16 protein-coding genes are annotated in these 23,605 nt (G+C 55.6%); 7 read left to right on the top strand and 9 right to left on the bottom strand.

Going from position 1 to position 23,605, the window contains the following annotated elements; translation table 11 throughout:
• The first annotated feature begins 26 nt into the window (after positions 1-26).
• From IEY52_RS03590 to IEY52_RS03570, 5 genes are all read left to right on the top strand, one after another.
• Entirely contained in the window at positions 27-5,207 is a 5,181-nt protein-coding gene (locus IEY52_RS03590) for a DEAD/DEAH box helicase (protein WP_188999986.1), read from the top strand.
• 10 nt (positions 5,208-5,217) lie between these two features.
• Positions 5,218-8,034, top strand: a complete 2,817-nt coding sequence (locus tag IEY52_RS03585) for a DUF8741 domain-containing protein (RefSeq protein WP_188999981.1) — start codon at positions 5,218-5,220, stop codon at positions 8,032-8,034.
• A 12-nt stretch (positions 8,035-8,046) separates the two neighbouring features.
• Positions 8,047-12,072, top strand: coding sequence for an Eco57I restriction-modification methylase domain-containing protein (locus IEY52_RS03580; protein WP_188999977.1), 4,026 nt, complete (start codon positions 8,047-8,049; stop codon positions 12,070-12,072).
• Between the two features lie 127 nt (positions 12,073-12,199).
• Positions 12,200-12,571, top strand: coding sequence for a hypothetical protein (locus IEY52_RS03575; protein WP_188999974.1), 372 nt, complete (start codon positions 12,200-12,202; stop codon positions 12,569-12,571).
• A gap of 8 nt (positions 12,572-12,579) precedes the next feature.
• On the top strand, positions 12,580-12,795 hold the full coding sequence (locus IEY52_RS03570; protein WP_188999971.1) for a hypothetical protein: 216 nt from the start codon (positions 12,580-12,582) through the stop codon (positions 12,793-12,795).
• A 79-nt stretch (positions 12,796-12,874) separates the two neighbouring features.
• Here IEY52_RS03570 and IEY52_RS03565 read toward each other — a convergent pair whose 3' ends face one another.
• The 7 genes from IEY52_RS03565 to IEY52_RS03535 form a co-directional block, all read right to left on the bottom strand.
• Positions 12,875-13,420, bottom strand: a complete 546-nt coding sequence (locus IEY52_RS03565; protein WP_188999969.1) for a hypothetical protein — start codon at positions 13,418-13,420, stop codon at positions 12,875-12,877.
• A 375-nt stretch (positions 13,421-13,795) separates the two neighbouring features.
• Positions 13,796-14,218: a helix-turn-helix domain-containing protein gene (locus IEY52_RS03560; protein WP_188999966.1), complete on the bottom strand. Its 423-nt coding sequence runs from the start codon at positions 14,216-14,218 to the stop codon at positions 13,796-13,798.
• Positions 14,219-14,228: 10 nt separating this feature from the next.
• Positions 14,229-14,513 (bottom strand): type II toxin-antitoxin system HigB family toxin, encoded by a 285-nt coding sequence (locus IEY52_RS03555; protein WP_188999963.1) that lies wholly within the window; start codon positions 14,511-14,513, stop codon positions 14,229-14,231.
• A 256-nt stretch (positions 14,514-14,769) separates the two neighbouring features.
• On the bottom strand, positions 14,770-14,919 hold the full coding sequence (locus tag IEY52_RS03550; protein WP_188999960.1) for a hypothetical protein: 150 nt from the start codon (positions 14,917-14,919) through the stop codon (positions 14,770-14,772).
• A gap of 703 nt (positions 14,920-15,622) precedes the next feature.
• Positions 15,623-16,900 carry a Glu/Leu/Phe/Val family dehydrogenase gene (locus IEY52_RS03545; RefSeq protein ID WP_188999957.1) on the bottom strand — a complete coding sequence of 426 codons (1,278 nt, stop codon included), beginning with the start codon at positions 16,898-16,900 and terminating at the stop codon, positions 15,623-15,625.
• A complete protein-coding gene (locus IEY52_RS03540; protein ID WP_188999955.1) occupies positions 16,897-18,144 on the bottom strand; it encodes a Glu/Leu/Phe/Val family dehydrogenase in 1,248 nt (415 codons plus the stop codon). The genes IEY52_RS03545 and IEY52_RS03540 overlap by 4 nt, the downstream gene beginning before the upstream one ends.
• Before the next feature lie 472 nt (positions 18,145-18,616).
• The gene (locus IEY52_RS03535) at positions 18,617-19,579 is read right to left on the bottom strand and encodes a polyprenyl synthetase family protein (RefSeq protein ID WP_229684626.1); all 963 of its coding nucleotides are present in this window, start codon (positions 19,577-19,579) and stop codon (positions 18,617-18,619) included.
• Positions 19,580-19,735: 156 nt separating this feature from the next.
• On the opposite strand from IEY52_RS03535, the gene IEY52_RS03530 reads away from it, so the two are divergent.
• On the top strand, positions 19,736-20,473 hold the full coding sequence (locus tag IEY52_RS03530; RefSeq protein WP_188999952.1) for a hypothetical protein: 738 nt from the start codon (positions 19,736-19,738) through the stop codon (positions 20,471-20,473).
• Between the two features lie 165 nt (positions 20,474-20,638).
• On the opposite strand, the gene IEY52_RS03525 is transcribed toward IEY52_RS03530, so the two are convergent.
• Positions 20,639-21,652 carry a homoserine dehydrogenase gene (locus tag IEY52_RS03525; RefSeq protein WP_188999949.1) on the bottom strand — a complete coding sequence of 338 codons (1,014 nt, stop codon included), beginning with the start codon at positions 21,650-21,652 and terminating at the stop codon, positions 20,639-20,641.
• A gap of 58 nt (positions 21,653-21,710) precedes the next feature.
• Positions 21,711-22,124, bottom strand: coding sequence for a hypothetical protein (locus IEY52_RS03520; protein WP_188999946.1), 414 nt, complete (start codon positions 22,122-22,124; stop codon positions 21,711-21,713).
• A 291-nt stretch (positions 22,125-22,415) separates the two neighbouring features.
• On the opposite strand from IEY52_RS03520, the gene IEY52_RS03515 reads away from it, so the two are divergent.
• The gene (locus IEY52_RS03515; RefSeq protein WP_188999943.1) at positions 22,416-23,525 is read left to right on the top strand and encodes a tetratricopeptide repeat protein; all 1,110 of its coding nucleotides are present in this window, start codon (positions 22,416-22,418) and stop codon (positions 23,523-23,525) included.
• Positions 23,526-23,605: the final 80 nt, after the last annotated feature.

The raw sequence follows: 23,605 nt of genomic DNA, 5'->3' as shown, positions 1-23,605 counted from the left end.
CATCAGGACGAGGTGGCTTTAGCAACATGAATGTCTTCGAGCTGAAACGTCAATTGGTTGCCGATTACCGGGAGTACGTGCAGAGTTTCCTGCGCATCTCGGATGAGCGCATCAGCACTTTCGTCAAACAGCAACTGGACAGTGGGGCGTACTGGCCAGAAGCCCTTGTGCAACTCAACCCCACCTTCGAGCCTGGTGAAAGCATCATGGACCTCATCCGTCAGGGGGTGCTGCACGAGGAGTGCCAGTCGATTTTCCGCATCAAAACCCAGGACAAATTTGATGGTCCCTTGCTGTCCTTGCACCGCCACCAGACGGAAGCCATCCGCATTGCCAGCAACAATGAAAACTACATTGTGACCACCGGGACGGGGAGCGGGAAGTCCCTGACTTACATCCTGCCGATTGTCAATCACATTCTCAAAAACGGCAGCGGCAAGGGCACCAAAGCCATCATCATCTACCCCATGAACGCCCTGGCGAACAGCCAGAAAATCGAGCTGGAGAAATTCCTGGAGCTGGGTTACCCTGCTGGACAGCGCCCGGTGACCTTCGCCCGGTACACCGGGCAGGAAAAAGAAGATGAACGGGAACAGATTCGCAACAATCCGCCAGACATTTTATTGACCAACTACGTCATGGCTGACCTCCTGCTGACGCGCATTGAGGACCGCCATGTACTGGGTGGAGCGCAGAACTTGCGGTTCCTGGTGCTTGATGAACTCCACACCTACCGTGGACGGCAAGGGGCAGATGTGGCCTTGCTGGTCAGGCGTTTGAAAGACCGTCTGGATGCCCCAGATGTGATTTGCGTTGGTACTTCGGCCACCATGAGTTCCACTGGAACCCTTCTGGACCAGAAGCGGACCGTGGCGGAAGTGGCTTCCCGGCTCTTTGGCTCGGAAGTGAAGCCTGAGAACGTGATTGGTGAGACCCTGCGGCGCACCACCGAGCCTTTTGATGAAGAGGACCCTGTGCAGGTGAGGTTGCTGGCGGAGCGCATCCGTTCAGGCCGTGACTTTTCCCATAATTTCGAGGGCTTTATTGCTGACCCACTGGCCCGCTGGGTGGAGGGCACATTGGGCCTCCGCCTGCAAGAAGGCCGCCTGACCCGTCAGGTGCCACAACCCATCTCCGGGCCAGAAGGAACAGGTCGCAAGCTTTCCTTGCTCACCGGTGAGAGCCAGACCCTGTGCGAGCAGGCCATTCAGAAGTGCCTGCTCGCTGGTTACCAGACCTTCAATCCCAATACCAAACTCCGGGCGTTTGCTTTCCGACTGCACCAGTTCGTCAGTCGGGGGGACACCGTGTATGCCACCCTGGAAGACGAATTCGAGCGATACTTGACCATTCAAGCCCAGCAGTTCAAGCCCGGAGAGCGGGACAAAGTATTGATGCCTCTGGCATTTTGCCGGGAGTGCGGGCAGGAGCATTACACGGTGTGGCGCAAGCCCCTTTCGGCTTCCAGCAAGGTGTTCATTCCACGCAGCCTGCAAGACAAAATCAGCGAACCTGGTGCAGAACCTGGCTTCCTGTACCTAGGTGACTGGCCAGATGATGAGCAGGGGGTGCTGGAGCGCCTGCCTGATGATTACGTGGAGTCTGATGGTCTGCTGCGCATGCTCCGCAAAGACGCACGCAAACGCCTCCCGGAAAAAATCTTCTTTTACCTGGATGGTCGTGAAGTCGAATCCCACAACAAGGACCCAGAACTCCGTGTGGGGCACTATCTGAAAAGCCCTTTGCCGTTCTGCCCAAACTGCGGTGTGGCCTACTCTGCCCGCATGAAAAACGACTTCGCCAAGCTGTCCACCCTCAGCTCCGAAGGCCGCAGCACCGCCACCACCATCCTGTCCCTGTCCACCGTGCTTCGCCTGAAAGAAACAGACCTCTCCGATGAAGCCAAGAAACTGCTGTCGTTCACCGACAACCGTCAGGATGCCTCCCTCCAAGCCGGGCACCTCAATGATTTTGTGGAAACGGGCCTGCTGAGGGCAGCCATTTACAAAGCGGTCAGTGACGCTGGAGAAGAAGGTCTGACCCACGATGAGCTCACACAGGCGGTTTTCCGCAGCCTCAGCCTGCCCCTCTCCGAGTACGCCAGCAACCCGGAAGTGAAGTTTGCCCAGAAACACGAAACCGAAAAAGCACTGCGGGATGTGCTGGGGTACCGCATCTACCGGGATTTGAAGCGCGGCTGGCGCATCACTGCTCCCAACCTGGAACAGGTGGATTTGCTGCGCATTGAGTACATGTCTCTCTCTGAACTGGCAGCCGCCACTGAAGAATGGCAAGGCAAACACTCTGCCCTGGTGGCCGCTCCACCAGAGTTGCGGGAGCGCATCCTGTGTATTCTGCTGGACCTGATGCGCCGCTCCCTGGCCATCAAAGTCGATTACCTGGACAAGAATTACCAGGAACGCCTTGCGGCCCGCAGCAGCCAGTACCTCGTGGCACCGTGGTCCATTGACGAAAATGAGAAACTGGAGTTCTCCAGCATCGTCTACCCCCGCTCCCGTCAGCGAGGAGACTCTGGGGAACTCACCTTCCTGTCCAGTCGCAGTGCGTTCGGACAGTACCTGCGCAAAGCCAGTGGACTGACGTCCTACTACACCGTCACGGTGGAAGACTCTGAACGGGTCATCAAAGACCTGCTGGATGTGCTTTGTGTGGCAGGCATTGTCGAGAAAGTCGACGACCAGCATGGTTATCAGGTGCTCAGTTCCGCCCTCATCTGGAAACCCGGCAAGGGCCTCAGCGTTCAACAAGACCCCCTACGGGTTCGCACCAAACTACAGTGGAACACACAGGTCAATGATTTCTTCAAGACCTTCTACACCCTCACTGCACGCAACCTGGTGGGTGTGGAAGCCAAAGAGCACACGGCGCAAGTCCCGGCAGAGCTGCGCATGGAACGTGAAGAGGACTTCCGGGCCGGGACACTCCCCATCATGTACTGCTCTCCAACCATGGAGCTTGGCGTGGACATCTCCACCCTCAACGTGGTGGGCCTCAGAAACGTGCCACCAACGCCAGCCAATTACGCCCAGCGCTCAGGGCGGGCAGGGCGCAGCGGTCAACCTGCCTTGGTGTTCACCTATGCCAGCACCGGGAACTCCCATGACGCCTTCTTCTTCCGTAGACCTGCACGCATGGTGCAAGGAGTGGTGAATCCACCCCGCATTGACCTTGGCAACGAGGACCTGCTCCGCTCCCACATTCAGGCCATCTGGATAAGCGAAACCAAGGTGAAGCTTGGACGGACCCTCAAAGACGTGCTGGATTTGAATGGAGAGAATCCCAGCCTGAAGCTGCTGGACCACGTCAAAGATGCCATCAACAACGAGAAGGCACGTTTGCGTGCCATGGTTCGCGCCGAACGGGTGATGGAGAGCCTCTCGGATGAACTGAAAAACGCCCAGTGGTACCACCCGAACTGGCTTGCCGACGTGCTGCGCCAGGCCCCGGACATGCTGGACCAGGCCTGCAACAGATGGCGTGAACTGTACCGCAGTGCCAGGGCGCAAATCGAAACCGCCAACAAAATCATCCTGGATGCCAGCCGCAGCACCAATGACAAAAACCAGGCCAAGGCCCTGCGGGCGCAGGCGGAAAGCCAGATTGAACTTCTGCAGGAGAACAACCAGGGCAACGGGCAGGGGGATTTTTCAAGCTACAGGTTCTTCGCCTCTGAAGGTTTCCTGCCAGGGTACAGCTTCCCTCGCCTGCCCCTCTCTGCATTCATTTCTGCAAGACGCAAGCACAAAACCAAAGAAGATGCCCTGTCCAGACCGCGCTTTCTGGCCATCACAGAGTTCGGTCCGCACTCCGTTCTGTATTTTGAGGGGAACAAGTATGTCATCAACAAGGTGCTTCTGTCTCCTGGAGCTGCAGATGAACTGCAGACCCAGCTCATCAAACGCTGTGAGCAGTGTGGCTACCTGCATGAAGTGGATGCGGTGGGTGGCCCGGACGTGTGTCAGCACTGCAAGACCCCTCTGGGGGTTCCGCTCAAATCCCTCTTGCGCATGACCAACGTGGGCACCCAGCGCCGGGAGCGCATCAGCAGTGATGAAGAAGAACGGGTGCGTCTCGGTTACGAGGTGCTGACTGCTGTGCGCTTTCCCAAATCGGCACAGAACCCCAGCCAGACGGCCACCCAGACTGCTGAAGTTTATTCAGGTGACGTTCACCTGGCGTCCCTGTCTTATGCACAGGCCACGGACATCTGGCGCATCAATCTCGGCTGGAGGCAGCGCACCAATTTAGATGTGCTGGGCTTCTTGCTCGACCAGGAGCGGGGTTACTGGATTAAAGACAGCAACAACTTCGCGCCGGACGATGCCAACGAGCAAATCATGCAAGGACGCAAGACAGCCCGCGTGATTCCGTTCGTTCAGGACCGCAAGAACAGCCTTCTGTACCAGCCCCGCATCCAGATGGACGAAACCAAATGGGCCACTTTGATGGCTGCCCTGAAGATTGCCGTTCAGCTGGAGTACCAGCTCGAAGACAACGAACTGGCCGCTGAACTGCTGCCCAACAGCCGCACCCCGCAGCACATCCTCCTGTATGAAGCTGCCGAAGGGGGTGCAGGGGTCTTGAGACAGGTGGTGACTGACCCACAAGCCATAGCCAGGGTGGCCCGTCAGGCCCTGGAGCTGTGCCACTTCGACCCCATCACCGGGCAAGATGAACACCACTCCAAACACTCCACAGAGGACTGTGAAAGTGCCTGTTACGACTGCCTGATGAGCTACTCCAACCAGTGGTACCACCGCCAACTGGACCGCTACACCATCAAACCCTACCTGATGGACCTCACCATGGCATCGGTGCAAAGTTCACCCACCGAGCAACCCAGAGACGACCACTTCAGCCGTCTGGAGCGACTGTGTGAATCCGAACTGGAGAAACGTTTCTTGCGGTTCTTGCGTGACAATGGCCTCGCATTGCCCAGTGACGCCCAGAAGTACATCCCGGAGTGCAACACCCGCCTGGACTTCTCCTACGAGAAAAGCCGTGTTGCCATCTATGTGGACGGTCCACCCCACGATTACCTGGAGCATCAGGCCAGAGACGAGCAGTGCACCGATTGCCTGATGTGGGAAATGGGCTACAACGTGATTCGCTTCCACCACGAAGCCGACTGGTTTGAAATCGTCAAAGCCCACCCGAACATCTTCGGGGTCACTCAAAAAGCATGAGGAGCACCCAATGACTGCCACACAGCACAATGAATTCACCATCGGTTCGCTGGTGCGGGCCAGAGGCCGCGAATGGGTGGTGTTGCCCGGCGGAAACAGCACTGTTTTGCACGTCAAACCCATCGGGGGCACGGACGAAGAAACCACCCGCATTCATACCGGCCTGGAGTCTGTAGAGCCTGCCACATTCGCCCCACCGGCATCCAGTGACCTTGGAGATTACCGCTCTGGTCGCTTGCTGCGTGAGGCCGTCAGGCTGTCTTCCAGGGCTGCTTCAGGACCCTTTCGCTCTTTTGCCCGCATTGCTGTGGAACCAAGGCCGTACCAGTTCGTACCGCTCATGCTGGCTTTGAGGCAGGACGTGACGCGGCTCCTCATTGCCGATGATGTCGGAGTGGGAAAGACCGTAGAGGCCATCCTCATCATGCGAGAGCTGCTGGACCGGGGAGAAATCAAGCGTTTCGCAGTTCTGTGCCCACCGCACCTCGCCGAGCAGTGGCAGACCGAACTCCGGGAGAAATTCCACATTGAAGCCGAGCGCGTCCTGTCCAGCACCGTCAAGAAGCTGGAAAACGGTCTGAGACTGGATGAAACAGTCTTCGACAGATACCCTTTCACAGTGGTCTCGATGGACTACATCAAGGCCGAGAAGCGCCGCACAGACTTTCTGCGCACCGCACCAGAATTCATCATCATCGACGAAGCCCATACTTGCGCCTCCGGTGAAGGGGTGACGGGTAAAACCGGGCAGCACCAGCGCCACCAGCTGGTCAAGGAACTTGCACAAGAAAAAGAGCGCCACATCCTGCTGGTGACCGCCACCCCCCACTCCGGCAACGAAGGGGCATTCCGGTCTCTTCTGACCGTGCTCAACAAGGACTTCTACAACCTCCCAGATGACCTGTCCGGCGAGAAGAATGAGCCTGTCCGGCGCAAACTGGCCCAGTACCTGGTGCAGCGCAAGAGGCAGGACATCCGCAGCTTCATGCAGGAAGACACGCCTTTCCCTGACCGCCTGGAACCCAACCCGGACATCACCTACAAGCTCTCCGGGGAGTACCTGAAGTTCCTCGACAAAGTGCTGGCTTACGCCCGTGAGCTGGTCAGCGATGAAACCATCGAGAAGCGACACCAGAGAATCCGCTGGTGGGCCGCCCTGTCCCTGCTGCGCTCAGTGGGTTCAAGCCCAGCTGCAGCCGCTGCTGCCTTGCGCAGCCGTGCTGCTGTTGCCGATGCCGAAACCGACCAGGACATTGAGGAAATCGGCAAGCGCAGTGTGCTGGACCAGGACGACAGCGAACAGGAATACGACCTGACCCCCGGAACCGAAATTGACAGTGGAGACACCGAGCGTCGATATCTGCGCGACCTGGCCAGAGAAGTCGAACAGTTTCAGGGCAAGCAGGACACCAAACTGCAAAAGCTGATTCCAACCGTCAAAGAACTGCTTGCTGAAGGCCTGCAACCCATCGTGTTCTGCCGCTTCATCAACACTGCGGAGTATGTGGCAGAGCACCTGCAAAGTGCTCTGGGCAAGGATGTGGAAGTTACCGCTGTGACCGGAAAACTGACCCCACAGGAACGTGAAATGCGCGTTTCTGAGCTTTCTCATGCCAGAAAACGGGTGCTGGTCGCCACCGATTGCCTCTCGGAAGGCATCAACCTGCAGCATGCCTTCTCTGCGGTGCTGCACTACGACCTCAGCTGGAACCCCACCCGCCATGAGCAACGGGAAGGTCGCGTGGACCGTTACGGTCAGCCCAGCAAGCAGGTCAAGGTCATCACCTACTACGGCACCAACAACCCCGTGGACGGCATTGTGCTGGACGTGCTGATTAAGAAGCACAAGCGCATCCGCAGCTCACTGGGCATCAGCGTTCCGGTGCCTGTGGACAATGACCAGGTGGTGCAAGCTGTGCTCTCTGGCCTCCTCATGCGGGACAGCAAAACCCACCAGCAAGGGATGCTCTTCGACAGCGAATTCAAAGCCATCGACGTGATGTGGGACAACACCGTCGAAAGGGAGAAACGCTCCAGAACCATGTTCGCCCAGCAAGGGGTCAAGGTCGAGGAGGTGTCTCTGGAACTCGACTCGGTGCGCTCAGCGATTGGCTCTGGGGTGAACGTTGAGCAGTTTGTCACCGAAACCCTCAAGCTGCACGGTGGATTCGTCACCAGAACCTCAGATGGTGCTTACACCTTCGACACCAGAGAACTCCCCAGAGCCCTGAAAGACGCCCTCGGTGAAGTGCCAGAGAAAGCCCGTTTTGCTTTGCCCGTTGCCGATGATGAAACGTACCTGTCCCGCACACACCCGTTTGTGGAAGCACTGGCGACCCACTTGATGGACAGCGCACTGGACCCCCTATCAAGCGGAGAAGCCAAACGGGCCAGTGTGACCGTGACCTCACAGGTCACAAAACCCACCGTGCTGCTGGTGGCCCGTTTCCGATACCACCTCATCACGCAGGCGACCACCGGGGACCGCGATACAAACCAGCAGCTGGCCGAGGAGGTTTACACCCTTGGCTTCAACGGTGCCCCCACCAACCCTCAATGGCTCTCAGAACAGGAAGCCCGCAAACTGCTGGACGTGGTGCCCACCGGAAGTGTTGAACCAGAGCGGGCAAAGCGCTTTCTGGAAAATCTGCTGGGGAACCTTCACACCTTCACCCCTCACCTGAATGAACGGGCCGAGGAACGGGCCAGGCTGCTTCTGGAGGCACACCAGAGGGTGCGCAGCGCTGCCAGCCTGAAATACAGGTACAGCACGAAGCCCATCTTGCCTGTGGACATCGTTGGCACTTACGTTTACCTCCCCCAGTAAGAGGACACCTGAATGAAATCTGCCCAGAAAACCCTTTTTCAAAACATCAAAACCGAAGGTGCCCTGATTTCCGCAGACTTCCTGGCCCGCATTTCTGGTGGAGACAAAGACATTCCTGCCCTGAAACCCACCGATTACCACCTGCTGGAAGGGGAGAAGCTGTCTGAGGCCATCGGACGGGTTTGGAACCGCATGCTGACCGTCTGGATGAACTTCCAGATTCGCCGCTCCAACCTGTCAGAGCATGACCAGGGGACCACCCTCACCAGAGAAGGTTTGCTGCTGCCCCTCTTTCAGGAACTGGGTTATGGGCGCATTCCGGCCAGCAGGCCCATCGAAATCGGCAACCAGACCTATTCCATCTCGCACCTGTGGGGCAAGCTGCCTTTGCACCTGGTCAGTTTCCGATTCGAGCTGGACAAGCGCACGGCTGGGGCCACCGGAGCTGCCAAAAGCAGCCCCCACTCGTTGATGCAAGACTTTCTGAACCGCAGCGAAGACCACTTGTGGGGCATTGTCTCCAATGGCCTGAAACTGCGCCTGCTCAGAGACAACGCCAGCGTGTCCCGTCAGGCCTACATCGAATTTGACCTGGAAACGCTGTTTGAAGAGAAAGCCTACTCGGACTTCATCTTGCTGTACATGCTGTGCCACCAGTCCAGGGTGGAAGGGGAAGACCCCAACAAGTTCATTCTGGAAAGCTGGGCGCAAAAAGGCCAGGAGTTCGGCAAGCGGGCACTGGACACCCTTCGAAACGGGGTGGAGCAGGCCATTAATGAACTGGGGACCGGATTCATCCAGCACCCAGAGAACACCGCTTTGCGCGACAAGCTCAAGAAGGGCACCCTGGACAAACGGGAGTACTACCGTCAGGTCTTACGGATGGTGTACCGCCTGCTCTTTTTGTTCGTTGCCGAAGACCGGGATGTGCTGCTGGACCCCAAAGCCCCACAGGAAGCAAAAGAGCTTTACGACCTCTACTACTCCACCAAGCGCCTTCGCACCCTTGCACAGCGAATCCGGGGCACCCGACACGCCGACCTGTTTGAAGGCTTCAAGCTGCTGCTGGGCAAACTCAGCGACCCGGCAGGGGCACCAGAACTGGCCCTGAAACCTCTGGGGTCCTTCCTGTTTGGCGACACCTCCACACCAGACCTGAATACCGCGAAAATCTCCAACCAGATGTTTCTGGGGGCCATTCGCAGCATCTCGGTCACACAAGACCAGGGGGTGCTGAAAGCCGTGGATTACAAGAACCTAGGCTCGGAAGAATTCGGCAGCGTGTACGAAAGCCTGCTGGAACTCGTGCCAGAGGTGAACCTTGATGCAGGGTACTTTAAACTGACCACCCTGGCAGGCAACGAACGCAAAACCACTGGCAGTTACTACACCCCCACCAGCCTGATTGAAGTGGTGCTGGACGAAGCCCTCAATCCCAAACTGGACGAATGTCAAACCGTAGAAGCCCTGCTGAACCTTAAAGTTGTGGACCCCGCAGCAGGCAGCGGTCACTTCCTGATTGCCGCAGCCCACCGCATTGCCAGAAGGGTCGCCCAGAAGCGAACTGGAGAGACTGAGCCTGCTCCTGAAGTGACCAGAGAAGCGCTATGGGATGTGGTTCGTAATTGCATCTATGCCGTGGATTACAACGAGATGGCAGTGGAACTCTGCAAAGTGGCCCTGTGGATGGAAGCGATGGAGCCTGGCAAACCCCTGTCCTTTCTGGACCACCACATCAAACACGGGAACAGTCTGATGGGCACCAGACCAGACCTCATGTGGGTCAAAGAGAAGGTGGTCAATAAGAAGGCCGCTGTTCGGGACCGTGAGCACGAAGAAACCATTCTGGCCGTCCCAGAGGGTGCCTTCGTGGCCCTGACAGGTGATGACAGAACCAGAGTCTCTGCCTTGAAGAAACAGAACAATCAGGAAAGGCAAGACGCTGTGCGAGCTGTGCAGGGACAGATGGGCCTGTTCTCAAGCAACGAACTGGACTTCAAGGCTCTGGAAAGGGCCTTTCAGGACCTGAACCGCAAAGGCAACGACAGCATGGAGCAGGTACTGGAGCAGGCCAGTCAGTACGATAGACTGACCCACGACACCCTGTACCAGAAAATGCACCTTCTGGCCGACGCGTGGTGTGCAGCGTTCACCATTCCCAAAACGGGGAAAGAGCCAGCGATTACCACGGCCACTTTGAACCAGATGCTGTCCACAGATGAACCTGACATCTTCCTTGGTGCAACCATTGATGCAGTGCAACAAGAACGGGACCAATACAGCTTTTTCCACTGGTTCTTGGAGTTCCCAGAGGTGCAAGCTCAAGGGGGCTTTGATGTGGTGCTGGGGAATCCACCGTGGGAAAAAGTCAAGCTGGAGGAAAAACAGTTCTTTGCCAGTCGGGATGATTCCATTGCCAATGCCCTGAACGCAGCAGAACGGGGCAGAAGAATTCAAGCCCTGAATGACCAGCAGTTGGCCCAAAAGCACGGTTACACCTACGAACCTGTGCTGTACAACGCTTACCTGCAAGCCCTGCACGAAGCAGAAGCCTTCAGTGGGTTTCTCAGGAACTCTGGGGTGTATCCGCTGACAGGTGGAGGGGATGTCAACACCTATCAGGTGTTCAGTGAATTGGCCCGAACCGCAATGGGTAAACGCGGAAACGTGGGAATCATTGTTCCTACAGGGATTGCCACTGACGATGGGAACAAGGAATTTTTTGCAGACCTTGTGGGTACAGGGCAATTGGCGGCATTGCTGGATTTTGAAAACAGGGAAGGTCTTTTTCCCGGTGTTCACCGCTCTTACAAGTTCTCAGTGCTGGTTTTGACAGCCAAAGCCAGCACGAAGCCAGCAAAATTGACGTTTTTTGCTGGAAACACCAACCAACTGAAGGACCAGCAAAGGGTGTTCAGTTTGACCCCTCAAGAGTTTAAACTGCTCAACCCAAATACATTGACGTGTCCGGTTTTCCGCACAAAGCAAGATGCAGAGTTGACCAAGAAGATTTACCGAAATTCAAAGGTTTTGATGCAAGACGATGGAGATTTGAACCCTTGGCAAAATAAATTTTTACGTCATTTGGACATGTCCAATGACTCTGGCCTTTTTAAAACACAGCCTGATGCCGATGATGTGCCACTCTACGAAGCCAAGCTTTTCTGGCACTTTGACCACCGTTTTTCCACCTACGACGGAGCAGTAACCAGAGACGTATTGCCTGCTGAACATGCCGACCCAACTTATCGTGTGTCCCCTCGGTACTGGGTTGAACGTCAGGAAGTGCTGAATCGTCTGGTTCAAACGGACAAAAACGGCGCTATCACTTGGCAGTGGAAACGGAAATGGTATGTGGCCTTTCGAGACATCACCAATGCGACCAATGAGAGAACTGCCATTTTCAGCTTTCTTCCTCAACATGGAGTAGGACATACAGCTCCCTTGATGCTGCCTGAAGTTTCTGCTGCGCTCTTGCCTGCTCTGGTGGGCAACGCGAACAGCTTGGTGCTGGATTACATCGCACGTCAAAAGGTGGGTGGAACACACCTGACCTATGGTTACTTAAAACAATTTCCATTCAAAACCCCATACCAGTACTCCCTTCCTGACCTCGAATTCATCACCCCCAGAGTGTTGGAGCTTTCCTACACCAACTGGGAACTCGCCCCTCTGGCTCAGGATGTCATGGCAGAAGCTCCGGCGGAAGTGCAGGAGGCCATTCTGGCTCAGCATCAGGAGAATGGAGGGCATCCAGACACCCCTCCAGAGTGGGCCACAGACCCTTACCCTTTTCCTCCCTTCAAGTGGAACGAGGACCGCCGCGCCCTGCTCAGGGCAGAACTGGACGCTTACTACGCCAAACTGTACGGCCTGGAGCGGGATGAACTGGAGTACATTCTGGACCCCCAGAGCGTCATGGGAGAAGACTTCCCTGGCGAGACCTTCCGGGTCTTGAAGGAGAAGGAAATCCGGCAGTTGGGAGAGTACCGGACCATGCGGCTGGTGCTGGAGGCGTGGGATAGGCTGGAGGCGTAGCGCCGAGGGCCGAGGGCTAAGAGCCGAGAGCGAAAAGCAGAAGGCAGAAGGCAGAAGGCAGAAGGCAGATGTAGGGACGAGGCGTGCCTCGCCCAGTGCAAGAAATCTCGAACTTGGATGGTGCTTTATGACTCTGGATGAAATCAAAAGCCATTTGCTTGTTGGAGCATCCAACAAAGTCACCATTGATGTTTCTGTGATGCCAGAAGTGCCCAGTGACGTGCGCGAAGTGAGCCTGTACAAAGGGAACACAGCTCGCATCTTCTTCAGGCCATATGGGCTGGATGAAAAGAACGTCATGTTCAGCAAGGATTACAGCTCGCTCGAAGAGATGGTGCAGGAGATGGAAGCGTATCTGGGCCTCCCCATCTCTGACTGGGAGAACTTCAGCCGCACGGGCCGTTACCCTGACCGTTCTGAGCAGGCAGCACCTGTGATGGATTTTGGGACTTACCGGCAGCTGATGCAGTCTCTGGTGCCTGCTGGGTTCACGGAATGAAGAAGGGTGTGAACCTCAACCTGCTGAAGCGTCTGGGCCGCTGGGTGAAGGCTGAGCCTGCTGCACCTGCAACTCCCTCTGGCGTTCAGAAGGTCACGGCTGAGGATGTGCTGGCCCGAATTGGCAATGTTTCCCCTCTGGAGGCTGCATTCATTGCAGCCATGGAGAACGGGGAAATCGGGCCTGATGGGGATGTGGTGCTCATTGAGGAAGAGGATGGGTGACCTGGTCCAGCCATGCCAAAACAACCCCTGGCGAGCGAGGTAACGATAAAGAGGCTGGTTTATCCAGCCTCTTTGTGGGTCACTGACCGATGTTAGAGGTGACTTCCAAGCCTCTGGATTCGTTCAGGGTGACAAACAGTTTTCCGAGGCCTCCTACAGAAAATATGGGTTTGTCAGCTGGAATGTAGAGGGTCTGAAGCTCGATTGAGGGCTTTTCGAGACCCAGCAAGAGGCAAGCGAAACTGACATCTTTTTGATTTTGCTCCGAACCAACTTTCCCTTCCAGAACTTTTGAGAAGACATCCCATGAAAAGGAATCAGAATTAACACTTTGATACTGCTTTTTCTTCTCGATAACAAATGAGCCACCCTGTTTTCCTAGCAGGGTATAGGATTCACATGAGTAGAAGATGCCAGAATATTTGGTGTCGTAACTGACATAATGACTCTCCAGTACGGAAGAGCCTACATTTCCTGCTTTGGGAACCATATACCTGATGTAGTGGTTGGACCCCGATATTTCTTCGCTGTACCATGCCCCTGAAGAAACCTTTGCATCTTTCCAGACAACTTGTGCATGGGTACATCCAAAAGCAAACAGCATGAACATCAGCAGTTTTCTCATAAGAGGCACATTATCATACTGAAAGCTCGAATATAAGCAGGGTGACCTCTAGGGGAAAACCCTCTTTGTGTGTCGTTGTTCTCCCGGTTAGAAACTTTGGAGTCAACCTTATGAATCCTGTTGTCAGATTACTGGTGTCTAGGACGGCAAAATTTCAAATGCGTACAAATGACATCACCCTGAATTGTACGCATCCTTGAAAACCACGCGGCAGAGGGTATGTCCGGCCTTGCGTACACTCTGGCTGTAGCTATCGAAGTGTATGAAAGGCTCGTTCTTGCAGGAAGTGCAGGGTCAGCAGCCACCATTGCAATCAAGGAAAGAGGACCTTTTGGGGTCCTCTTTCATTTCTCTGGATGGGTGAAACAGGTACATTCAGGCCATGAAAAGCTCTGGTCGAACTTTGAAGCAGGCACTGAGGCGCTTAACGTTTTCAAGGCTGAAAGTCCGTTTGCCACTGGCCAGTTTGCTGAGGTTGCCTTCGTCAATGCCGGTTGCTCTGGCAATGTCGCGTTTGGTGTGGCCGCCTTCTTCAAGCAGGTAGGCCAGCATTTCGGCAGGGGAGGCTTTTTCCATCAGGTGACTGTAGGCTTGCCGTTCGTACTGCTGGATGTAGAGTTTCAGGACATCAATCAGAGGGCGCAGGGACTCGCTGGATGAGGGTTCCTGTCTCTTGGCTTTCAGCAGGTCAGACAGCAGACTTTGCGCTTGCAGCAGTTCTTCTTTGTTTTGCAGGGGTTTCAGGGTGTGGTGGCTGGCTTCTTGCAGGATGCGGGCTGCGTCGAGAAGGGTGGGCATGCTGACCTCCTTACTTCCATTTGTCTCTGTCGTATTCTTCGTGGGTGAGCACATGGGTGACCACAACCAGGGCTTCTTCGTAGTCGATTTCAGAGATGAGCCGATAATCGTTGCCTTTGATGTTGAACACCGTATGGGGTGGCACAAAACTGGCGGTGTTGAAGGTGCTGCGGACATCGTGGGTGGTTTTCCAGTCGGCGGCCTGTGTGACGGTTATCCAGCGTTTAAGAGGCTTTTCTGCGTCGGAGTATCGGGCAATGAAGTCGTCAATCAGGTTGATTCCGATGATGTCCACACCTCAGTGTATGTCCGTTCGACAAACTTGTCAAATGGACAAGTTTGAGGTTCGGTCTTTGCTCAGTTCGGCGTTACTGACAATTTAACGGTCTGTTTCGTGGATGCAAAACAAGGGTCCTGGGCGGCATTCAGTCCACTACGAACAAATTTACTGACAAACTTACGAACAATTGTCAGTAACCTCCACCCAGCAGACAAGATACAGGATGCTCACTCATCTCTGGTGCACATTTATCACGTCTGCCTGATGAATTTCATGGTGTTGTTCCCTTTGGACGATACACCAGTGCCTCAATCAGGTCATCGTCGGACAGGCCCCTTTTTTGGTCTGGGGAGTCGCTTTTGAATTCAACGGTGAACGTCTCGCCACCTCGGAGGAGTTCACGCAGGTCAGTTTCGGTCATGACCTTCCAGAATACGGCAGATGCACCAGAGGGGTGTTATCATAATGACAATACCCTGCGCAGGTGAAGTCTCAGACGGAATTCTGTTCATTTGACTGGGCCTGTGCTCGGTGCTCTGCTTACCCTTCTTCCTCTGATGGGACCCCATTCGGCAATGCCCAGGATTGCGGCGCTTTGCACTGTTGGGTGCATGCCAGAGGAGCATGGTCCGGTCACTTGAATAGCTGCCTTCTCCTGATGCTTCGGTCTGGGTGTGAGGTTGGTGTACTTTAGCCATCAAACGATTTTTATCGTCCTGGGTGCGCAGTTCTGGCCAAGTCGTGCAGTGGAGATGGAGTTGCATCCCTTTCTCATTTTTGATATGCTGTTCTGGACGAGATTTAAAGCGAAAGCTGGTTGGAGCTTCTCAGAACGGACTCATAATCGTTAGGTCCGCGGTTCAAGTCCGCGCAACGCCACCAAACACAAATCCCGTCTATGACGGGATTTTTTGTTTTGGGTTTGGTGCAGTGCAAAGGGTCAAAAACCACGAATCGTGTGGTGTTGTTGGGTCCACACCTGAACAAAGAGAAGAATCCTTGCGGGTTGGCCTTGATGGGCCTTGAAGTCAGGGAAGATCCTTCTGGGGAGCACGCAGTCAGAGGCAAGAAGGGAGAACCTTCAAGCGTCAGCGGGGGGCCAGGAGGATCTTCCCGCAAAAATCTCAGGGGTACAGTCCCCGCAACGCCCGCGCTTCCAGCACCCGCGCACAGGCCACGATGTAAGCGGCGGTTCTCAGGGTGACATTGTGGCGTTCTTTCACGTCCCAGAGGCTGTCAAAAGCTTCGCGCATGATGCGGTCCAGCCTTGCGTTGATTTCGTCTTCGGTCCAGAAGTAACTGGAGAAATCCTGCACCCACTCGAAGTAACTGACGGTCACGCCCCCGGCGTTGGCCAGCACGTCTGGCACCACCAGCACGCCATTTTCGGTGAGGATGTCGTCTGCTGCGGGGATGGTGGGACCGTTGGCGCCCTCCACGATGACCCGGGTTTTGATGCGGCCTGCATTTTCCTCGGTGATCTGTTTCTCCAGGGCTGCAGGAATCAAGATTTCGCATTCCACGTCCCAGAAGTTGCCGGGTTCGATGGTTTCGGTGCCGGGCATGCCTTTCAGGGTGCTGTGTTCTTTCAGGAAGGCCAGTGCGTCATAGGGGTTGATGCCTGCCTCGCTGTAGATGGTTCCGGTGATGTCCTGAATGGCCACCACTTTTGCCCCGTGGTCATGGAAGATGCGGGCAGCAGCGTTCCCCACATTCCCGAAGCCCTGCACGGTCACGCGGGCACCTTCTAAAGGGAGCCCCAGTTTCTGCATGGCCCGTGCGCCTGCCACGAACACGCCGCGTCCGGTGGCGTCGTTGCGGCCCAGCGACCCACCCAGTGCGATGGGTTTGCCGGTGACCACCCCGGTGGCGGTTTTGCCCTCGTTCATGGAGTAGGTGTCCATCATCCAGGCCATCACCTGTGGGTTGGTGTTGACATCGGGGGCAGGGATGTCCTTGTCCGGTCCGATGATGATGCCGATTTCGGTGGTGTAGCGGCGGGTCATGCGTTCAAGTTCTCCCATGGAGAGTTTTCTGGGGTCCACCCGGATGCCCCCTTTGCCTCCACCGTAAGGAAGGCCCACCACGGCATTTTTGATGGTCATCCAGGCGGAGAGGGCCATCACTTCGCTTAAGGTCACGTCCTGGTGGTAACGGATGCCGCCTTTGGCCGGACCTCTGGAGGTGTTGTGCTGCACCCGGTAACCTTCAAAGTGGGCCACAGAGCCGTCATCCAGGTGAATGGGCACATCCACCACCAGAATGCGTTTGGGTCGCTTGAGGGATTCCACCCAGTAGGCAAGTTTCCCCAGGTAGGGCGTGACGCGTTCGACCTGTTCAAGGTAGATCTCGAAAGGGCCAAGGTTGTTTCTGTCCAGGTAACTGGGAAGCTCGGAATTCATGGGTACACTCCTCTGAGGGACGTGGCGTTGTGCAGGCGGTTCAGGGCGATCACGTAGGCGGCGGTTCTCAGGTCAATGCCCTGTTTGTAGGCAATTTGCAGGATCTGTCCGATGGCTTCGCGCATGTGTTTTTCCAGGGCGTCGCGGATTTCACCTTCGGTCCAGAAAAACTGGTTGGAGTCCTGAACCCATTCGAAGTAACTGACCGTCACGCCGCCACCGTTGGACACAATGTCGGGAATCAGGATGGTGCCCTTTTTGCGCAGCACCTCATCGGCATTGGGGGTCACAGCGAAGTTGGCCCCTTCCAGAACGAATTTGGCGCTCACATGGTGCACATTCCCAGAGTGGATGGCCCCTGCGTCCACGGCGGGCAGCAGGATGGTGACTTCCAGTTTGAACAGGTCATCGTGGGGCAGGAAACGCCCTTCTGTGAAGCCTTTGATGCTGCCGGTTTCTTCTTTGTGACGGATCAGGGCCGGGATGTTCAGGCCACCTGGGTGGTAAAGCCCGCCAGAGGTGTCGCTGACTGCAATGACTTTTGCACCCAGTTCACTGAAGGCCAGTGCAGCATAACGTCCAACCATTCCAAATCCCTGGATCGCCACAGTGGAGCGGTGCAGGTCGTAACCGTAGGCAGGCAGAACCCGTGCGGCAGCATATGCGGCTCCGCGTCCAGCCCCTTCTTTGCGGCCCACAGATCCACCCAGTGAGACGGGTTTTCCGGTGACCACTCCGGGAACGGTGCTGCCGCGGTTTTCGCTGTAGGTGTCCATGATCCAGGCCATGATCTGCTCGTTGGTGCCCAGGTCGGGTGCCGGGATGTCCTGCATGGGTCCAATCAGGTCCACCAGTTCGCTGGTGTAGCGCCGGGTCAGGCGTTCCAGCTCCTTGGAGGAGAGCTCCTTGGGGTCCACATCGATGCCGCCCTTGGAGCCTCCCAGGGGAAGGCCCATCACGGCGCATTTGACGGTCATCAGGGCTGAGAGGGTTTCGACTTCTTCCTGGGTGAGTCCGGGCTTGTAACGCACCCCGCCTTTGGCTGGTCCCAGGGCAATCGAGTGCACGCACCGATACCCTTTGAAGACCCGCACGGTGCCATCGTCCATCACCACAGGCATGGAGAGGCTCACCGAGCGCTTGGGATAGCGCATGAACGCCATGGAAGCACTGCTGGCTTCGGAATGGGGCAATGCGCGGTCAACTTGTTGTGTGATGTTCTGCCAACTCAGGGGGTTGGTCATGCAGACCTCCGGTGACCTTTTAGACGTTCTTTTGACAGTCTGATACAGGTTTTTTAAACCTGCAGCCATGCTGTAAAAAGTGCTTTGTCGGTTGGATTATACCTGTCTACACCATCTGTCAAGGGGGCCGGGAGCTTTGTCCCAGAAATCCAGATTGAGAGGGAAAAAATGCCCTGTGTGATTTTGATGTCAGGGACGTGTTTAACCGTGGTGAAATATTTTCATTTTTAAGAATTTTGCAGGAAGTTGAGCTTCAACATTCTTGTCAAAAGTACACCAAATTTTCTCGGGTCAGAACATGGTTTTGCCAGAGAACAAAGCATAAATCTGATTATTCGGGTATAAAAATACGCCTGTTTTGCAAAAACAGCAAAGAAAATAACGGTAGATGCCTGTTTCTGGCGTAGCAACACTGGTTGAGCAAAAAAGGCTGTGTCTGAGGTCAGCACAGCCAAAAAACAGCACAGAATTTTTAGAGTGCCCGCTCTGCCTCTGCGAGCGCAAGGCTTTCCAGGGCCTGACGGGCAGGACTGCTGGGAAGAATTTGCAGGGCCGCTACAGCACGGTGCACCCGGTCTGTGATCTCCCTGCGGGACTTCTGAATGGCTCCGGTCTGCTGGGCCAGGGTGCGCACCCGTTCCACATCTCCGGGTTCTGCAGCACGCCGGGCCAGAATCTCCCGGACCTCATCTGCGTGCTCAGATTCCAGCAAGTACAGCACAGGCAAAGTGGCTTTGCCTTCGCGCAAATCGCCCCCGATGGGTTTTCCCAGTTTTCCGGAATCCGAAGTCAGGTCCAGCAGGTCATCTTGAATCTGGAACGCCCGGCCATATTCCAGACCGTAAGTGGTCATGGCATCCAGAATGGGTTCTGGGGCATCAATCATCAGGGCAGGTGCACGCACCGCAGTGGCCATCAGGACTGCCGTTTTGGCCGTGATGATCTCCAGATAATTGTCCAGGCTGTAATCCCGGTAAGAGGCCACCTGGAACTGCAGCACTTCACCTTCACAGATGCGCATGCTGGTTTCGGCAAATTCAGCGGTCAGGCTGGAAGGATGCGCAGAGAGGATCTTCAGAACCCTGGAGAGCATGAAATCTCCCGACAGCACCGAAACGGCATTGCCATATTTTCTGAAGGCAGCTTCCATGCCGCGCCGGGTGCTGGCATCGTCGATCAAATCGTCGTGCAGCAACGTGGCCGAATGCAACAACTCCACGGCAACGGCCAGATCCAGTTCACGCAGGTCCTGGATGCCCAGGGCACGGGCGGCCAGCATCACCAGGGCCGGGCGAAAACGCTTCCCTCCGGCCCCCACCAAATCTCCATTGATCAGACGAATGAATTCCACTTTGGACGCCAGCACCTCACGAATGCGTTCCTCAAAGGCCTGAAGGGCGGGCTGGATCAGAGACAGGGTGTGGCTACCTAACACATCGGTAGTATACCCTGTTCCACCAGATGAGGTTCAAGCCAGGGTGTTCTGCCGTGCACCCAGATCAAAAACCCTGTGTGATGCTGAAAAACCAGCAAGATGATGGTTGGCTGATGTGGTTTTCTTGCTCAGAAAACCGTTAAGCTGTAAACCAGCATGATGAGGCTCAAATTTCTAGGTTTACTGATGCTGGGGATCACAGCATGTGCACCCAAAGTGACACAATCCGATCCAGCTCCAACTGCACCTGCAACCGTCAATCCTGCATGGTTTGAGGGGCAATGGAACACCCCCAATGTGCAGCTGAACCTGACCCGCGGAGAAGACAACGTCATCGGAACCCTGGTGCGTTCAGATTTGCAGTGTGCAGCAAACCTCAAGGTGCTGACCCAGCAGCCCGACCAGATCATTGCACGTCAGGACCTGCTTTACGGCGGCGGCAATTGTGCTGCAGATCAACTGCTGGTGTTGCGCAGAACAGCAGGTGCGGTTTCCATCAACTTCGGGGTGGGACAGGAAGATGTGGTGCTCTCTGCAGTCAAAGTGCAGGGTGCCAGCTTGCTGAAAGGCGGCATTTACAGTGCAGTGGCCGTCCAGCGCAGCCCGGCGGCCTCATACGCCTTGCAAATGGTGCTCACCGAGACAGCCCAGGGCATCCTGGCTTCGGTGGTGTACCCCGAACAGGGCTGTTCTTCCAGGCTGGTGTTTGCCGGAATGGAAGGCAACAAAGCCCGTTTCACAGAAAAAGTGTCCCACGGCACCTGTCTGGATGGCGGAACCATCCGGCTGGATGTGCAGCCCGGAACGGGAAATTTGCATTACCAGTGGAGCAAGAACGATGTGCCAGCCACAGTTGAAGCTTTCATGAGACCTGGTACCCTTTCGGGCAAATGACCATCAAGCTTTAGAGCCTTTGACAGAAAAATAAGAGGTTTGATCTCTGAAGGGTGTTGTTTGAAATGGAAGGATTCAACCGAATCCTTCCATTTCACGGATCAACGCAGTAGACCTCCCTGCAGCAATGCCAGAGAGGTCTTTTTGTACAGCCAAAAGGACAACTTAAACTTCAGGCAAATCCTCAAAGCCAGCAGCAGGCACCTGTGCGGCGAGGGCAATGGGTTTGGGTCCCAGAATGCCCTGCAGGTGGTTGATCAAATCGCCCACCACACCACTGGCGGTGACTGCACCTCCTGCACCCCCTCCGGCCACGAAGATCTCTCCGCACTCATCTCCCAGAAAGACCATGGCATTGCGTCCAGAAGCAGCACGGGCAATGGGGTGGTCCATGGGGAGCACCCGGGGAGCCACTTTGGCTTTCCATTTGCCGTCCTCGGCGTAAATGCTGCCAATCAGACGGATGCGCTGGTTGTTGTCCAGGGCATTCTTGACGGCCTCCTGGGGGATGGTGTCGATGCCCCGGATGGACACATCTGCATAGGGATAATCAGGATCAAAGGCCAGACGGGCCAGCACAGTCAGTTTGTGGGCAGCATCAAAGCCTCCCACATCCAGGGTGGGGTCGGCCTCGGCGTAACCCAGGTCCTGGGCTTCCTTGAGGGCTTCCTGGTACCCTTTGCCTTTTTCCATCTGGGTCAGGATGTAATTGCAGGTCCCGTTCAGAATGGCTTGCAGGGCAATGGGCTGGCTGGAGCGCAGGATCCCGGACAGGGGATCAATCACCGGGGTTCCTGCCATCACCGCAGCTTCGTAATACAGCTGTCCGGTGCTGGCATAAGGCTTCAATTCGTTCCAGCGCTCGGCCAGCATGGCTTTGTTGGCGGTGATCACCACTTTGCCTGCCTGCAATGCAGGGAGCACCAGATCGAGGGGCCGCTGCACGCCACCCATCACTTCAATCACCACATCGACATCTTTTAAAAAGTCTTTGCTGGTGACCAGAGGCGCGTTGGGAAAGCAGGTTTCTCTGGGTTTGCTGGCATCCCGGACCAGCACCCCTGTCAATTCAACCTGGAAACCCAGGGCCTCAAACTGCGGTTTTTGCCGGTGTAGGATGTCCAGCACGCCTGTACCCACGGTGCCACACCCGATCATTCCTATACTCAAGGTCTGCATGCAGGGAGTATACGCGGGAGAAGCACGCACCCCAAAAGCATTTGCTTATTTGACTTGCTCATTTGACCCTGGAGTAGAGGCGCACTTCCAGGGTTTTGCCTGCAGGCACCCCATTGAGCACCACCACCCTCAGGTACTTCCAGGTTTTCAGGGTTTTCTGGAAGGTTTTACCGTCCTGGCTGTACTCAATGCGAAATTTGTAGCCTTTGACCTGGGTGCGTTCAGGCAGCAACATGGCCCCCTGCGGGGCCACCAGTTTCAGGCCCAGCCGTCCAGCGGGGAAGTCCTGATGGATGGTCACCTGCACCAGGTAAACCAGCACCTGTCCTTTTTTCACCAGGGTGACATCCTGCAGCTTGCCCTGCTCCAGTTTCTTCACGGTGACTGTGGTGTTGATGTCCTCGCTGCGCAGGGTGGTCTGGGCCAGGGCCACACCCAGCAGGCAGATGATCAGGACTTTGAGCATCTTCATGGCTTGATTCTACTGAATTGCTGGACGGTGGAAGGGATCTGATGGCTTCAGATGCACAAGCTGCAAAGTGGGTTTATGTTTGCAAAAGGTGCCTTCAAAGTTTTCACAGCTTTGATGGAAGTGTTGTCTGAAGCCCCATTTTCATGGCAGTGCAGTGAAGGCCAAATGAAGCCAGCTTCTCACCTTTGATTCACTTTGGTACGAAAAAAACCGCGTATGATGCCTTTGTTTGAGATGCGGACCCGTGTCTTTGTTCTGTCAGCGTGGCAGATCTCCTGGAGGTTTAATTCAGTGAAGCGTTTAATAACTCTTGGTTTGTGCCTGCTGGCACCGATCACTTCTGGTGTCGCGTTTGCGCAGAACAACCCTACAAGCACTCCTGCCAAAAAAACCACAGGTACCACTCCCACAGCACAGAATTACCTGGCGCTGGGCAAGTACTACTACAACTCTGGACGCTATGATGCTGCTTACGCCGCTTTCCGTACAGCCCTTGAGCTGGACAAAAAGAACAAGGATGTTCTGTTGTATCTGGGACGCACCCAGGTTCAACTCAAACTTTACTCTGCCGCTCAGGACACCTTCAAGCAACTGAGGGCACTGGATTCCCGCAATGTCAGTGCTTACATTGGACTGGCCCAGACCTACCGCTACCAGTACATCAGTGCCAAGGACCTCAGCACCGTCAAAAACAACCTGGATGAAGCCCTCAACATCCTGGAAGAAGCCGAAAGGGTCAGCCCCACCAGTGCTTCTGTGTTCAATGAACGTGCCCTGGTCTACAACCTGAAAGGCGATGACTCCAAAGCCCTGGAAAGCGCCCGCAAGGCTTCTGAACTGGCCAAGGACGATGCCATCATTCTGGCCAATTATGCCCGCCTGCAGTACGAGGCTGGCAACATGAATGGTGCACTGGACACCTTGCAGCAGGCTGTGATTGCCGACCCCACCGATCCCATCAACCGTGCGCTGTATGCCCGACTGCTGGCCGAAAAGGGAGACATCAAGGCTGCCAACCTGGAAATTGCCCAGGCTTTGCGCTTCAAGCCCCAGACCGCCACCGTGCTGGGCTACGCTGGAATCGTCAATTACCTGGCCAAAGACCTGAGCAATGCCAAAACCAACCTGACCCAGGCCGTGCAGAAAGACCCTGCCCGTTACCCCGAGTTCTACTTCTACCTGGGACGGATTGCACTGGATGGGGGCAACAGCAAAGAAGCCCACGCCAACTTCACCAAGGCCGTGACCCTGAACGGCACCAATGCAGAATTCCGCTTCTACTTTGCCAAGTCCCTGGAAGCCATCGGAGACAAGGCCAATGCCCGCACCCAGTACCAGAAAGCCCTGGAACTGAACAAGGGTTACAAAGATGCTCAGGAAGCCCTGGACCGTCTGAAGTAAAACCATCATCACAGCTGCCGCCCTTCGGGGCGGTTTTTGTTGACTGGTTTTGTTGACTGGTTTTGTTGACTGGTTTTGTT

The organism is Deinococcus roseus (genome assembly GCF_014646895.1).
Lineage (GTDB): Bacteria > Deinococcota > Deinococci > Deinococcales > Deinococcaceae > Deinococcus_C > Deinococcus_C roseus.
This window is presented reverse-complemented; position numbering and strand designations above follow the sequence as displayed.